This is a genomic window from Stutzerimonas sp. (assembly GCF_982611455.1).
Window position 1 is genome coordinate 157659 of record NZ_CEXBBO010000002.1, and the last position, 14294, is coordinate 171952.

At 60.3% G+C, this 14294-nt stretch carries 12 protein-coding genes; 4 read left to right on the forward strand and 8 right to left on the reverse strand.

Annotated elements, in window-relative coordinates; translation table 11 throughout:
- Positions 1 to 41 precede the first annotated feature (41 nt).
- The 3 genes from hslU to trmL all read right to left on the reverse strand — a co-directional run bounded on the left by hslU (position 42) and on the right by trmL (position 2559).
- Positions 42 to 1385, reverse strand: coding sequence for an ATP-dependent protease ATPase subunit HslU (gene hslU / locus AC2LD7_RS02025; protein ID WP_484596188.1), 1344 nt, complete (start codon positions 1383 to 1385; stop codon positions 42 to 44).
- 28 nt (positions 1386 to 1413) lie between these two features.
- Complete coding sequence (gene hslV / locus AC2LD7_RS02030) at positions 1414 to 1950, reverse strand: ATP-dependent protease subunit HslV (RefSeq protein WP_484596250.1); 537 nt, start codon at positions 1948 to 1950, stop codon at positions 1414 to 1416.
- A gap of 147 nt (positions 1951 to 2097) precedes the next feature.
- Positions 2098 to 2559 carry a tRNA (uridine(34)/cytosine(34)/5-carboxymethylaminomethyluridine(34)-2'-O)-methyltransferase TrmL gene (gene trmL, locus AC2LD7_RS02035; RefSeq protein WP_484596189.1) on the reverse strand — a complete coding sequence of 154 codons (462 nt, stop codon included), beginning with the start codon at positions 2557 to 2559 and terminating at the stop codon, positions 2098 to 2100.
- On the opposite strand from trmL, the gene AC2LD7_RS02040 reads away from it, so the two are divergent.
- Positions 2558 to 3001 carry a hypothetical protein gene (locus tag AC2LD7_RS02040; protein WP_484596190.1) on the forward strand — a complete coding sequence of 148 codons (444 nt, stop codon included), beginning with the start codon at positions 2558 to 2560 and terminating at the stop codon, positions 2999 to 3001. The two genes, trmL and AC2LD7_RS02040, sit on opposite strands and share 2 nt — an antisense overlap.
- 110 nt (positions 3002 to 3111) lie before the next feature.
- Here the strand turns inward: AC2LD7_RS02040 and ntrC are convergent, their stop codons facing one another.
- The 5 genes from ntrC to glnA form a co-directional block, all read right to left on the reverse strand.
- A complete protein-coding gene (gene ntrC, locus AC2LD7_RS02045) occupies positions 3112 to 4548 on the reverse strand; it encodes a nitrogen regulation protein NR(I) (RefSeq protein ID WP_484596191.1) in 1437 nt (478 codons plus the stop codon).
- Positions 4545 to 5627 carry a nitrogen regulation protein NR(II) gene (glnL, locus tag AC2LD7_RS02050; RefSeq protein ID WP_484596192.1) on the reverse strand — a complete coding sequence of 361 codons (1083 nt, stop codon included), beginning with the start codon at positions 5625 to 5627 and terminating at the stop codon, positions 4545 to 4547. The genes ntrC and glnL overlap by 4 nt, the downstream gene beginning before the upstream one ends.
- Positions 5628 to 5794: 167 nt before the next feature.
- Complete coding sequence (locus AC2LD7_RS02055) at positions 5795 to 6424, reverse strand: DUF4124 domain-containing protein (RefSeq protein WP_484596251.1); 630 nt, start codon at positions 6422 to 6424, stop codon at positions 5795 to 5797.
- Entirely contained in the window at positions 6424 to 6951 is a 528-nt protein-coding gene (locus AC2LD7_RS02060; protein WP_484596193.1) for a DUF4124 domain-containing protein, read from the reverse strand. The genes AC2LD7_RS02055 and AC2LD7_RS02060 overlap by 1 nt, the downstream gene beginning before the upstream one ends.
- A 227-nt stretch (positions 6952 to 7178) precedes the next feature.
- Positions 7179 to 8585, reverse strand: a complete 1407-nt coding sequence (gene glnA / locus AC2LD7_RS02065) for a glutamate--ammonia ligase (protein ID WP_484596194.1) — start codon at positions 8583 to 8585, stop codon at positions 7179 to 7181.
- Positions 8586 to 8925: 340 nt separating this feature from the next.
- On the opposite strand from glnA, the gene thiI reads away from it, so the two are divergent.
- The 3 genes from thiI (at position 8926) to AC2LD7_RS02080 (ending at position 14292) form a co-directional block, all read left to right on the forward strand.
- Positions 8926 to 10380 (forward strand): tRNA uracil 4-sulfurtransferase ThiI, encoded by a 1455-nt coding sequence (gene thiI, locus AC2LD7_RS02070; protein WP_484596195.1) that lies wholly within the window; start codon positions 8926 to 8928, stop codon positions 10378 to 10380.
- Positions 10381 to 10538: 158 nt separating this feature from the next.
- The gene (gene typA, locus AC2LD7_RS02075; RefSeq protein ID WP_484596196.1) at positions 10539 to 12359 is read left to right on the forward strand and encodes a translational GTPase TypA; all 1821 of its coding nucleotides are present in this window, start codon (positions 10539 to 10541) and stop codon (positions 12357 to 12359) included.
- A gap of 226 nt (positions 12360 to 12585) precedes the next feature.
- On the forward strand, positions 12586 to 14292 hold the full coding sequence (locus AC2LD7_RS02080; protein WP_484596197.1) for a ShlB/FhaC/HecB family hemolysin secretion/activation protein: 1707 nt from the start codon (positions 12586 to 12588) through the stop codon (positions 14290 to 14292).
- The last annotated feature ends 2 nt before the right edge of the window (positions 14293 to 14294 follow it).

Genomic DNA, 14294 nt, shown 5'->3' on the forward strand with positions numbered 1-14294 from the left:
ACGCTTTATCGTCCAACCTTCAGCCTCTAGCCTCAGCCGGTTTAAAGAATATACCGCGACAGATCTTCGTCTTCGGCGAGCTCGCCGAGGTGGCTGTTGACGTAGTCTGTGTCAATGCGGATCGGCTCGCCGTTCTGCTGGCCAGCCAGGTCGCCGGCGCTGAACGAGACTTCCTCCAGCAGACGCTCCAGCAGCGTGTGCAAGCGTCGCGCACCGATGTTCTCGGTCTTCTCGTTAACCTGCCAGGCGATCTGAGCGAGACGCTTGATGCCCTCGGAAGTGAATTCTATGGCCAGACCTTCGGTCTTCAGCAGCTCGCGATATTGCTCGGTGAGCGAGGCGTGCGGCTCGGTGAGGATGCGCTCGAAGTCCTCCGGTGACAGCGCCTTGAGCTCGACGCGGATCGGCAGGCGGCCCTGCAATTCCGGCACCAGATCGCTGGGCTTGGACAGATGGAAGGCACCGCTGGCGATGAACAGAATGTGGTCGGTTTTGACCATGCCCAGCTTGGTATTCACCGTGCTGCCTTCGATCAGCGGCAGCAGGTCACGCTGCACGCCTTCACGGGAGACATCGGCGCCGCTGGTATTGCCGCGCTTGGCGACCTTGTCGATCTCGTCGATGAAGACGATGCCGTTCTGCTCGACGGCCTCCAGCGCGCGGCCCTTGAGTTCCTCTTCATTGACCAGACGGGCGGCTTCCTCATCGCGGACCAGCTTGAGCGCGTCTTTGATTTTCAGCTTGCGGCTCTTCTTCTTGCCCTTGCCCATGTTGGAGAAGAGGTTCTGCAGCTGATTGGTCATCTCCTCCATGCCGGGCGGGGCCATGATTTCCACACCGCCTGGGTTTTCCGCCACTTCGATATCGATCTCCTTGTCGTCCAGCTGACCTTCACGCAGGCGTTTGCGGAACAGTTGGCGAGTGTTGGAATCGGTGCTTTGTATCGGCTCTTCACTGAAACCGACCGGGCGGGCCTGAGGCAGTAGCGCATCGAGGATGCGTTCTTCGGCGGCATCTTCGGCGCGGTGGCGCATCTTGCCGACTTCCTGCTCGCGCAGCATTTTCAGCGCCGCGTCAGCCAAATCGCGAATAATCGATTCAACATCGCGACCCACATAACCGACTTCCGTAAATTTCGTCGCCTCCACCTTGATAAAGGGTGCGTTGGCCAGCTTGGCCAGGCGACGAGCGATTTCGGTTTTACCGACCCCGGTCGGGCCGATCATCAGAATGTTTTTCGGGGTCACTTCCGGGCGCAGCTCGGCGGAGAGCTGCATGCGCCGCCAGCGGTTGCGCAGAGCGATGGCGACGGCACGCTTGGCGTCGTCCTGGCCGATGATATGGCGGTTGAGTTCGTGGACGATCTCGCGGGGCGTCATGGACATGGTGCGGTACTCCGGGGCTCGAGGGCGATCAGATCGCGCTCTCCAGCTCCTCAATGGTGAGATTCTGGTTGGTGAAGACACAGATGCTGCCGGCGATGTTCAGAGCCGTTTCGGCGATATCCTGAGCGGACATGCTGTCGTCACCTTTCTGCATCAATGCCATGGCGGCGGCCTGGGCGAAACCGCCGCCGGAGCCCATGGCGATCAGGTCGTTTTCCGGCTGAACCACGTCGCCGTTGCCGGTGATGATCAGCGAGGCGTCCTTGTTGGCCACGGCGAGCATGGCTTCCAGACGGCTGAGCGAACGGTCGGTACGCCAATCCTTGGCCAACTCGACGGCGGCCCGGACAAGATGGCCCTGGTGTTTTTCCAGCTGGCCCTCGAAGCGCTCGAAAAGAGTGAAGGCATCGGCTGTGGCACCGGCAAAGCCGGCCAGTACCTGACCGTGATAGAGCCGCCGGACCTTCTTGGCGTTGCCTTTCATGACGGTATTGCCGAGGGAAACCTGGCCGTCGCCACCCATGACGACTTTGCCGTTGCGGCGCACTGAAACGATGGTGGTCAAAGGAAAATCTCCACGCAGCGGGGCGATGAATGCCCGAATGCGCTTGATATGGGGGACGCTACCACGCATTTCAACCGGCGTTCTGGATTCGCTGCCATGGCGTCGCGTATGGCACCAGTCGGTGCCGACTCGTTGAGCGGGAGACGCTTACTGCAGAGCGAAATCCAGCTGTCGCCAAGCCTCGTAAACGGCGATCGCGACGGTGTTTGATAGGTTCAGGCTGCGACTGTCGGGGCGCATCGGCAGGCGCAGACGTTGCTCATTGGGCAGCGCGTCGCGAATCTCCGGCGGCAGGCCGCGGCTTTCCGGGCCGAAGAGAAAGGCATCGCCGCGCTGGAATTGCACCTGATGGAAGGGCTGCGAACCTTTGGTGGTGAAAGCGAAGACACGTGGCTGGCCAATGCTCTGCAAGCAGCTGTCGAGATCGGCGTGGCGCTTGAGCGGCGCATATTCGTGATAATCCAGGCCGGCGCGGCGTAGGCGCTTGTCATCCAGCTCGAAGCCCAGTGGCTCGATCAAATGCAGGCTGCAACCGGCATTGGCGCAGAGCCTGATAATGTTGCCGGTATTCGGCGGAATTTCCGGTTGGAAAAGGATCACATGGAACATGCGCGTCACCGACTCTGAAAACGACCGGCATTCTACTGCGATGGACGATCCGCTACCTCGCCTACGTCGGCGCTTTTTCGGCTCGCTGGTATTGATCGGGCTGTTGGTCGGCGTGATGATCGGCCGTGTTACCACGCCGGGGCCAGTGCAGTTGCTGCGTGTCGAACCGACTGTTGATGGCTTGCAGCTCTGGTTCGATCGCGAGCCGGAACTCTACAGCCAGGACGTGAATGGAGCGGTGGGCATGCTGTTTCAGGCGCAGGGTAACGCGCAGAAGGGGCAGATCACCGTTTCGGGAGTGCGCAGCAGCTGGCGCGTGCAGACGACCGAGAAGGGCTTGCTGTTGCACTTCGTCGCCACTCGGCCGTTGGTGGCCGAGTGGGACGGTGAAAAGTTCGAAGGGAGCTGGCGACTGAACATAAGAGTTAGGCCGCGCGATTGATCGCGGCAATCCTGGCTCGGAATCCGCTCAGCCCGCGAGAAAAAGCCGGCGGGTTGCACCGCCCTACGTGGCTCGCCCAGCCTCCGTTCTTTCCTCGGGCCTTCTAGGTTTTAGCTTTCCTCACCGTCCTCATCATCACCGCCGTCAACGCCCATTCCAAGTTCCTTGATCTTGCGCGTCAGCGTGTTGCGTCCCCAGCCGAGCAGCAGCGCGGCATCGCGGCGACGTCCGGCGGTGTGCTTGAGGGCAGTCTCGATCATGATTCGCTCGAACGCCGGTACCGCCTCGTCGAGCAGGTTCGATTGACCGCGTGCCAGCGCGATATCGGCCCAATGGCGCAGTGCCTGTTCCCAGTTATTGGCCGGCATGGCGTCGGCGGGCTGGTTAAGCAGTTCCGGTGGCAGATCGCTGACATGCACTTCGCGGCCTGAGGCCATGACGGTGATCCAGCGGCAGGTGTTTTCCAGCTGACGCACGTTGCCCGGCCAGGGCAGGTTTTTCAGATATTCCTCGGTTTCGCTCTTGAGCAGCTTGGTTTCGACCGAAAGCTCCTGCGCAGCGCTGGCGAGAAAGTGCCCGGCCAGTGCAGGGATGTCTTCGCGTCGATCCGACAGACGCGGTATGTGAATGCGGATGACGTTCAGGCGGTGGAACAGGTCTTCGCGAAACTTGCCGGCCTGCACCAGGGTTTCCAAGTCCTGGTGCGTCGCGGCGATGATGCGCACATCGACCTTCACTGGCGTGTGGCCGCCGACCCGGTAGAACTCACCGTCGGCCAGCACGCGCAGCAGACGGGTCTGGGTGTCGGCGGGCATGTCGCCGATCTCATCGAGGAATAGCGTGCCGCCGTCGGCCTGCTCGAAACGGCCGCGGCGCTGGTTCGCGGCACCGGTAAAGGCGCCTTTCTCATGGCCGAACAGCTCGGATTCCATCAGGTCCTTGGGGATCGCTGCCATGTTCAACGCGATGAACGGCGAAGCCACCCGCGGGCTGTGACGGTGCAGGGCATGCGCCACCAGTTCCTTACCGGTGCCGGATTCCCCATTGATCAGCACGGTAATGTTGGAATGGCTGAGGCGGCCGATGGCGCGGAACACCTCCTGCATTGCAGGTGCCTCGCCGATTATTTCAGGCGTGTGGTGTTGGTTGGCCGGCGCCTGCAGGTTCTGCTGTTCCTGGGCATGTTGGTTGGCGCGTTTGACCAAGGACACGGCGTCGTCGACATCGAACGGCTTGGGTAGATACTCGAATGCACCGCCCTGGTAAGAGGCCACCGCGCTATCGAGGTCCGAATGGGCGGTCATGATGATCACCGGCAAGCGCGGGTACAGCCCGCGAATCTGCGCCAGCAAATCCAGGCCGCTGGTGCCGGGCATGCGGATGTCGGAAATGATCACATCCGGCTGCTGACGTGAAAGCCGGGCAAGCACGCCATCGGCACTGTCGAAACTCTGCGTGGCCATGCCCTCCTGTTGCAGAGCCTTTTCCAATACCCAGCGGATGGAGCGGTCGTCATCGACGATCCAGACGTTTTCGCTTCGGCTCATGCTGATGGGGCTCCTTGTTCCAGCGGCAGGAAGATGGAGAACGCGGTGTGGCCGGGGTGGCTCTCGCACTCGATCAAGCCCTGGTGCTGGCTGATGATGTTCTGGGTGATAGCCAAGCCGAGACCCGTTCCGTCCGGGCGGCCGCTGACCATCGGGTAAAAAAGCGTGTTCTGCAGTTCGCTGGGTATGCCCGGTCCGTTGTCGATGATTTCGATCCGGGTGACCAGGCGATGGCGGATATGGCCGATGGTGAACTGGCGCAGGGTGCGGGTACGCAGAGTCAGGCGACTAAGGCCCAGTTCGCTCTGGCCGGCGAGCGCCTGCATGGCGTTGCGCATGATATTGAGCACCGCCTGAATCATCTGTTCACGGTCCATCAGGACTTCGGGAATGCTTGGATCATAATCGCGCACCAAAATGAGGCTGCCCTGACATTCGGCCTCGATCAGGCTGGCAACGTGTTCAAGCACCTCGTGGATATTGGTCATCGACAGGGACGGCAGTTTGTTCGAGCCGAGCATTCGGTCGACCAGATTCCGCAGACGGTCGGCCTCCTCGATGATCACCTCGGTGTAATCCTTGAGGTGCTCTTCGGGCAGCTCGCGGGACAACAGCTGCGCAGCGCCGCGAATGCCGCCGAGCGGGTTCTTGATCTCGTGAGCGAGACCGCGCACCAACATCTTGGTGGTTTCGTGTGTGGACAGTTGCGCCTCTTCCTTGGTGATGCGCAACAATCTATCCCGCGGTAAAACCTCCAGCAGCAGCATGGTTTCCTGGCGAGTTAGAACGGGCGTTACCGCGTAGTCGACCGTTAGCGCCTGGCCGCTGGCAGGGGTCAGCGTTGCTTCGCGCTTGGTGAAGGGATGTGCCTGTTCGACGGCCTGGCGCAGAGCAGCCAGCGCTTCGGGCGATTCGGTGAAAAGCTCGCTAATGAATTGACCATGGCTGCGCTGGCCGCTCACGGCGAGCAACATTTCAGCAGCTGGATTCATGTATTCCAGGCGCAAGCGGGAATTGAGCAGCAAGGTTGCGGTGGTCAGGTTCTCGATCAGCAGGCGCTGTAGGGCTTCGTTGATCATGGCTGTCTGCATCCGGTATGTAAGACGGGAAATGCAAGAAGCAAACCAAGGCGCTCCTTTTCGGCGCGGCGCCGTGCGCTCTGGCGCTCCAGAGCGGGGCGTAGCGGAAAACGAGTGAAGCGGATCAGGTTGGTCCGGCTTGTGCACCATTCAGGTGCATAGGATGGTCACAGAAAGGGCACGAAAGGAATATCTTTCTTTTCCTTAGGCTTGTCTTTCAGGGGGCATTCAGGGCGAACGCCGTAATCGTTCTTCTTGCATGGGTTGACCATTCGCCGCTGCGCAAGCGAGGTGCGCATCATATGGAAAGTGCTCGGTGCGCTGCCTTGCAATACTTTCCCGTCCGCATCGATAACTTCCACGATCAGTTGGTGGCTGCCGCGATCGATGTTGTTTAGTGCGAATGTCGAGTCACTGCTATTCGGGGTGATCGGGCCACCGTCGAGCAATAATCGATACTGATGGCCGAACAGCAAGGCGGGATCGCTCGTCACGCTGACGATCAGCTCGCCGGCGTTGTTGCGAACGGTGGCGTCGGGTTCGGGCTGGACGATATCGAGCAGCTGATAGGCGGGCGCTGGCTCGCGCAAAACCTCCCGTGCTGCGGCAGGTTGCGCCACCGGCTGAGCGGGCATGCTGTTGATGGACCTGGGGTCGACGGTTTCGACCGCCTGCCCGCCGGGGCGGTCAGTGAAAACGCGATTGCCTTCAGCGTCTATATAGGTATAAATCCCGGCGCTGGCCGGCAGTGCGAGCGCCAATAGCAGGCCAAACAGGCTGAGCCTGGGCGCCGCCATCATGGTCGGGCCGGGCTGGAGGTATGGATCCGCTGCACAGTGAATTGTTCGCCGGTGCGCTGCAGTACCTGACCATTACTGAGCACTTCGATTTCCAGCAGGTGGGTTCCGCGATCGACGTTGTTCAGTTGCAAGGTGGCGGCCCTGCTCGGTTCCGCTAGTGGATTACCGTCGAGCAGAAAGCGAATCTGGTGGCCTTGCTGCAGTGGCGGGTCGAGCTGGGCGTTGACCACGAAGGTACCGTTATTGGCACGTAGCGCCTGTTCATCGGGAATCCCACCGATGGACAGGCTGCGGTATGGCTGCCGTTGTTGACGGCTGTCCTCTTCGTTCTCCATCGGTGGTGGTGGTTCCGGTGTGCGGATATCGACCGTGTTGGCGGGCGGCAACTCGACCCTGTCCGCCGCGACACCGTCTGGCGGCTGGTTGGTGAACACCGTGTTGCCGTTATCGTCGGTGTACTTGTAAATCTGTGCCAGGGCCGGGGCCGTAGCGATCAAAAGCAGGCTGAACAATGCAATGCGCATGGGAAGCTCCGCGGATAGGATGCCGGGAGCGTTGCACCGCTCGGGCTTGCAAGCAAGTTTGTTCGGTGTGAATTGGGAGCGGCAGCAAATGAGGGGCATGGACTTGAGCTCACAGGCCGCTGGTTGCTGCTTTTATTCGGGGCCACAAAAACAAACCCCGCCAGAAGGCGGGGTTCATTGGCTACAAGACCTTCCTGAGGGCAGGCCTTGTGGTCACGCGGACCGGATTAGACGCTGTAGTACAGGTCGTATTCCAGCGGGTGTACGAAGGTGCGGACCTTGATTTCTTCCTCGCTCTTCAGCTCGAGGTAGGCATCGATGAAGTCATCGCTGAACACGCCGCCCTTGGTCAGGAATGCGCGACCCTTGTCGAGTTCTTCCAATGCTTCCTTCAGGCTGCCGCAAACCTGCGGGATCAGCTTGCCTTCTTCCGGCGGCAGATCGTAGAGGTTCTTGTCAGCCGCATCGCCAGGGTGAATCTTGTTCTGGATGCCGTCCAGGCCAGCCATCAGCAGTGCGGCGAAGCACAGGTAAGGGTTGGCAGCTGGGTCCGGGAAACGCGCTTCGATACGACGGGCTTTCGGACTGGACACGTACGGAATACGGATCGAGGCGGAACGGTTGCGGGCCGAGTAGGCCAGCATGACCGGTGCTTCGAAGCCCGGGACCAGACGCTTGTAAGAGTTGGTCGACGGGTTGGTGAAGCCGTTCAACGCTTTGCCGTGCTTGATGATGCCGCCGATGAAGTACAGCGCGGTATCGGACAGGCCGGCATAGCCTTCGCCGGAGAAGGTGTTCTTGCCGTCTTTGGAGATCGACATGTGCACGTGCATGCCCGAGCCGTTGTCGCCATACAGCGGCTTCGGCATAAAGGTCGCGGTCTTGCCGTAGGCATCAGCCACGTTGTGCACGCAGTACTTCAGGGTTTGAACTTCGTCAGCCTTGGCAACCAGCGTGTTGAACTTGACGCCGATTTCGTTCTGGCCGGCAGTCGCCACTTCGTGGTGGTGAACTTCGATGACCAAGCCCATCTCTTCCATGGCGTTACACATGGCAGTACGGATTTCGTGGTCGTGATCGCACGGCGGAACCGGGAAGTAACCGCCTTTGACGGCAGGACGATGGCCCTTGTTGCCGCCTTCGACGTCCTGGTCGGTCATCCAGGAACCTTGCTCGGAGTAGATCTTGAACATCGAGCCGGAGATATCCGACTTGAACTTCACTTCGTCGAAGATGAAGAATTCAGGCTCCGGACCGACGAATACGGTGTCGCCGATGCCGGTGGACTTGAGGAACTCCTCGGCGCGCTTGGCGATCGAGCGCGGGTCGCGATCGTAGCCCTGCATGGTGCTCGGCTCGACGATATCGCAGACCAGAATCAGGGTCGGCTCTTCAGTGAAGGGATCCAGCACGGCTGTATCATCGACCGGCATCAGAATCATGTCGGAGGCTTCGATGCCTTTCCAGCCATGAATGGAAGAGCCGTCGAACATTTTGCCGTGCTCGAAGAAATCTTCGTCATGGGCGTCACGGGCCGGAATGGTCACGTGATGCTGCTTGCCCTTGGTGTCGGTGAAGCGCAGATCAATCCACTTCACATCGTAATCTTTGATCAGTTGAAGCGACTTCGACATGGTGCTCTCCAAGTGGTGGAAGCGTTGACAGGTTGCTTCCGAAATCGGGGGTGAAGTCCAGCGGCGGATATTCCGCGATGGCGACCTGCCTCACAAGGGAGCAAATTGCATGCCAGTGCTCCTTGTTGGGTCTGGGCGCGCCGGTGTGCGGGTTTACAGGCGCTAAAAGGATGGAAGGCGTCTATCGACCTAACTGAACGCATCAAGTTAGTGCGTTGCTTTGTTGCTGCGACCCAATTTGGTGCGCAATGGTGCGCTCAGATAAAAGCGCCTAAATGTTGATCAATTTCCGCTATACTCCGCCCCCCTCTTTTTACGCCATGTCGGCGCGCGCGTTTTCATGAAGCTGATCGTCAAGGTTTTCCCCGAAATCACCATCAAGAGCCCACCGGTACGCAAGGGCTTCATTCGCCAGTTGGCGAAGAACATCCGTACCGTGTTGCGCGACCTCGATCCCGATCTGCGGGTGGAAGGAGTGTGGGACAACGTCGAGGTGGAAACCGCACACAGCGAGCCGAAGCTGCTGCGCGAGATGATCGAGCGCCTGCGCTGCACGCCGGGCATCGCCCATTGCCTGGAAGTACATGAGTACCCGCTGGGCGATCTCGACGATATTGTCGCGAAGTGCAAGGCACATTTCACCGACCGGCTGGCCGGAAAGATTTTCGCCGTGCGCTGCAAGCGCGCCGGCAAGCACCCGTTCAGCTCCATGGATGTCGAGCGTCATGTCGGCAGCCAGCTGCGCCAGCAATGCGGTGCCGCCGGGATTTCGCTGAAAGCGCCGGAAATCGAGGTGCGGATGGAAATCCGCGACCAGCGTTTGTTCATCATCCACGCCCAGCACGATGGCATTGGTGGCTATCCGCTGGGTGCGTTGGAGCAGACGCTGGTGCTGATGTCCGGCGGCTTCGATTCCACCGTGGCGGCCTACCAGATGATGCGCCGCGGGCTGATGACCCATTTTTGCTTCTTCAATCTCGGCGGTCGTGCCCACGAGCTGGGGGTGATGGAAGTCGCCCACTATTTATGGAAGAAGTACGGCAGCTCGCACCGCGTGCTGTTTATCAGCGTGCCGTTCGAGGAAGTGGTTGGCGAGATTCTCGAGAAAGTCGACAACAGCCAGATGGGCGTAGTGCTCAAGCGCATGATGCTACGCGCCTCGACGCAGATCGCCGAGCGCCTGCACATCGATGCACTGGTCACCGGCGAGGCGATATCCCAGGTTTCCAGCCAGACGCTGCCGAACCTGTCAGTCATCGATTCGGCCACCGACATGCTGGTGCTGCGGCCGCTGGTCGCCAGTCACAAGCAAGACATCATCGATACCGCGTTCGAGATCGGTACCGCCGAGTTCGCCAAGAACATGCCCGAATACTGCGGCGTGATCTCGGTGAACCCGACCACCAAGGCCAAGCGCTACCGTATCGAGCACGAAGAGAAGCAGTTCGACATGGCGATCCTCGAGCGTGCCCTGACCAACGCGCGGCAGGTTCCCATCGATCGTGTGATCGACGAACTGGGTCAGGATCTGCAGATAGAAGAAGTCGTCGAGGCGAGCGCTGGTCAGGTGATTATCGACATCCGTCACCCCGATCTTGCCGAAGACGAACCTCTGGAACTGCAGGGCATCGAAGTGCAAACGCTGCCGTTTTATGCGCTCAACAACCGATTCAAGGAACTGGATGTGAACCGCCAGTACCTGCTGTATTGCGATAAAGGTGTCATGAGCCGCCTGCATGCTCATCATTTATTGAGCGAGGGGCATGCCAATGTGCGCGTTTATCGTCCGAGCTAAACAGCCCGGCCTGCTGGGCGGCAGTATCCGCCACCGCCCTCCCGACCTGTAGCGGCCATACGGGGTGTTGCCCCGACCAACCGGATTTCGCCACTGGCGAATCGATCGAACTCCAGCTTCCGGCCTTCAGCTTGAAGCTTTTACAGAGAAACAGACCTGTGATTGAGAATCTACGCAACATCGCCATCATCGCCCACGTCGACCATGGCAAGACCACCCTGGTAGACAAGCTCCTGCGCCAATCAGGCACTCTGGAGCGCGGCGAGCTCAACGACGAGCGCGTGATGGACTCCAACGACCAGGAAAAAGAACGCGGCATCACCATCCTGGCCAAGAACACCGCCATCCGCTGGAACGACTACCGCATCAACATCGTCGACACCCCCGGCCACGCCGATTTCGGCGGTGAAGTGGAGCGCGTGATGTCGATGGTCGACTCCGTGCTGCTGCTGGTCGACGCCCAGGACGGCCCGATGCCGCAAACCCGCTTCGTGACCAAGAAGGCCTTTGAAGCCGGCCTGCGTCCGATCGTGGTGATCAACAAGGTCGACCGTCCGGGCGCGCGTCCTGACTGGGTTCTGGATCAGATCTTCGACCTGTTCGACAACCTCGGCGCCACCGAAGAGCAGCTGGACTTCCAGGTCGTCTACGCCTCGGCCCTGAACGGCATCGCCGGCCTGGACCACACCGACATGGCCGAAGACATGACCCCGCTGTACCAGGCCATCGTCGACCACGTGCCGGCCCCGCAGGTCGATGTCGACGGCCCGTTCCAGATGCAGATCTCCGCTCTGGACTACAACAGCTTCCTCGGCATCATCGGTGTGGGCCGCATCGCCCGCGGTCGCGTCAAGCCGAACACCCCGGTCACTGCCATCGACATGCACGGCAAGAAGCGTAACGGCCGTATTCTCAAGCTGATGGGCCACCACGGCCTGCACCGCGTCGACGTCGACGAAGCCACTGCTGGCGATATCGTCTGCATCAGCGGTATGGACGAACTGTTCATCTCCGATACCTTGTGCGACCAGAACAACGTCGAAGCGATGAAGCCGCTGACCGTCGACGAGCCGACCGTTTCCATGACCTTCCAGGTCAACGATTCGCCGTTCTGCGGCAAGGAAGGCAAGTTCGTCACCAGCCGTAACATCAAGGAGCGCCTGGACAAGGAGCTGCTCTATAACGTGGCCCTGCGCGTCGAAGAAGGCGACAGCGCCGACAAGTTCAAGGTTTCCGGCCGTGGCGAACTGCACCTCTCGGTACTGATCGAAACCATGCGTCGCGAAGGCTTCGAAATGGGCGTCGGCCGTCCGGAAGTGATCATCCGCGAGGTCGACGGCGTCAAGCAGGAGCCGTTCGAGAACGTCACCATCGACATCCCGGAAGAGTCCCAGGGCAAGGTCATGGAAGAAATGGGCCTGCGTAAAGGCGACCTGAGCAACATGGTGCCGGATGGCAAGGGCCGTGTTCGCCTGGAGTACAACATTCCGGCTCGTGGTCTGATCGGTTTCCGTAACCAGTTCCTGACCCTGACCAACGGCGCAGGCATCCTGACCTCGATCTTCGACCGTTACGACACCATGAAGTCCGGCCACATGTCCGGTCGTCAGAACGGCGTACTGGTGTCGATCGATACCGGCAAGGCCCTGACCTACTCCCTGGAAACCCTGCAGGCGCGCGGCAAGCTGTTCGTCGAGCACGGCCAGGAAATCTACAACGGCCAGATCGTCGGTTTGAACAGCCGTGACAATGACATGGGCGTTAACCCCACCAAGGGCAAGAAGCTCGACAACATGCGCGCTTCGGGCAAGGACGAAACCATCGCCCTGGTCCCGCCGGTCCGCTTCACCCTCGAGCAGGCGCTGGAGTTCATCCAGGACGACGAGCTGTGCGAAGTAACCCCGAAGTCGATCCGTCTTCGTAAGAAGATTCTCGACGAAGGCGAGCGTAACCGCGCTGCGAAGAAAGCCAAGGCTTGATTCCCGCTTAGCTGCAACGAAAGGCGCCTTAGGGCGCCTTTTTGCTGCGCGCAAAATGCTCTATCTCAGCTGCTTCGCGTTAGTTCCGTTCCCCTAAAGGCTTTATTGCCCAAAATGTGAAGCCGTTTTGCTTTTGCGGCCCGTCCGTGACTAGCGGTAGTTGTGTGTAGTGGCACTTCGCCTCAACATCGCGGCCCTCCGCTTTATCGAACCAAGGATGGTCGCGATGCCCTCGCTGTTGTTCGCCACTTTTATCACAACCTTTTTGCTCGTCGTTGGCTCGGCGTCCGCCCAGGTTCCGCCTTCCAGTACGCCGCTTCCCGGTGAACGCGACCTTATCCGCGATCGCCAAGAACGGTTGTTGGAACAACAACGCCAACGCCTGGAAGACTTGCAGCAACTGCCTGGACGCGATGCGTCCGCGCCAGAGCCGGTACCCGACGATACCCGCTGTTTCGACATCCGCACCATCAGCCTAAAAGGCGCCACTCTTGTTTCGGCTGCGCAGCAAGCTGAGCTGGTACAGCCGTACGAAGGCAAGTGCCTGGGCGCCAACCAGCTCAACGCGCTGCTCAAAGCAATCACCCAGTTCTATATCGACCGTGGCTACGTCACCTCGCGCGCCTATCTGCCGCAGCAGGACATGGCAGATGGCGAACTGGAGGTTCTGGTCGTGGAGGGTCGTCTCGAGGGGATCGACCAATCGGCTGTAGCCAGCGATCGCGAACTGGCGATGGCGTTCCCAGGCCAGGCGGGCGAGGTGGTTGACCTGCGCGAGCTGGAGCAACTGGTCGACCAATTGAACCGCTTGCCGTCACGTCCCGCGCAGTTGGAGCTCTTGCCAGGCGAGCAGGTCGGTGGGAGCCGAGTAAGCCTGAAAGGCGATCCGCTCAAACCTTGGCGCGTTAGCCTGAACCGACACAATGGAGGCGAATCCAGCACCGGTGAACAACAGTGGGGCGCCGGCCTCGATTGGGACAGCCCACTGGGGCTGGCCGATCAACTCAGGGTGTACGGTGGTATGGATGCGGTGAGTGACAAGCAGCGCCATTCGGCCAATCAGGGATTGTTCTACAGCGTGCCGTACGGCTGGTGGACGCTCAGCTACAGCTACAACCAGAGCTACTACCGGACCCAGGGTGAAACGTCTGGCTTTCTCTTCGACATGGACGGCGAAAGCAAGAGCCACCAGGCAAATGCTGAGCGGGTGCTGCATCGCGATGCGGTCAGCAAGACCGCTATCAGCTTCGGCATCGCTCATCTGCGCACCCGCAACTACATCGAGAACAGCCTGCTCGACGTTTCCAGTCAGCGACTGTCCGAAACGCAGCTTGGCCTGAACCACGGACGTCGCATTGGCACGGCCTTCGTCAACGCCGACCTTGGTTGGCAACACGGGACCGGCAGCTTCGACGCGCAGCGCCGCGGCAATCCGCAATACGGTGAGCCGGACGCCCGTTATCACAAATACACGCTGACACTGAGCGCATTGCAGCCGTTTCAATTGTGGGGCGAGTCGTTCAGCTTCGACTCGCTGCTCAACGCTCAGAAAAGCGAAGACGTCCTCTACAGCCCGCAACGCATCAGCATCGGCGGGCTGGCCTCCGTCCGCGGCTTCAAGGAGCAATCGCTGTCCGGCGACACCGGCGGCTACTGGCGCAACCAGCTGCGCTGGCGCCGGCCGATCGGCTGGGAGCCGCTGCGTCCCTTCCTGCAGGAATATGGCCTGGCCTACGCCTATGACGTTGGCGTCATCCACGGCGGCCGCTACAACCCCGATTTTCACGGCCGGCTGTCCGGCCATGGCCTGGAACTGAGCGCGCGGGGCACGCATGTGGCGGCTTCCGTCACGTTCGCCCGCTCGCTGGAACGGCCGGATGCCATCACCGAGCGTGAGCATCCGGTGTACTTCCGCGTCGACCTGTTTTTCTGATT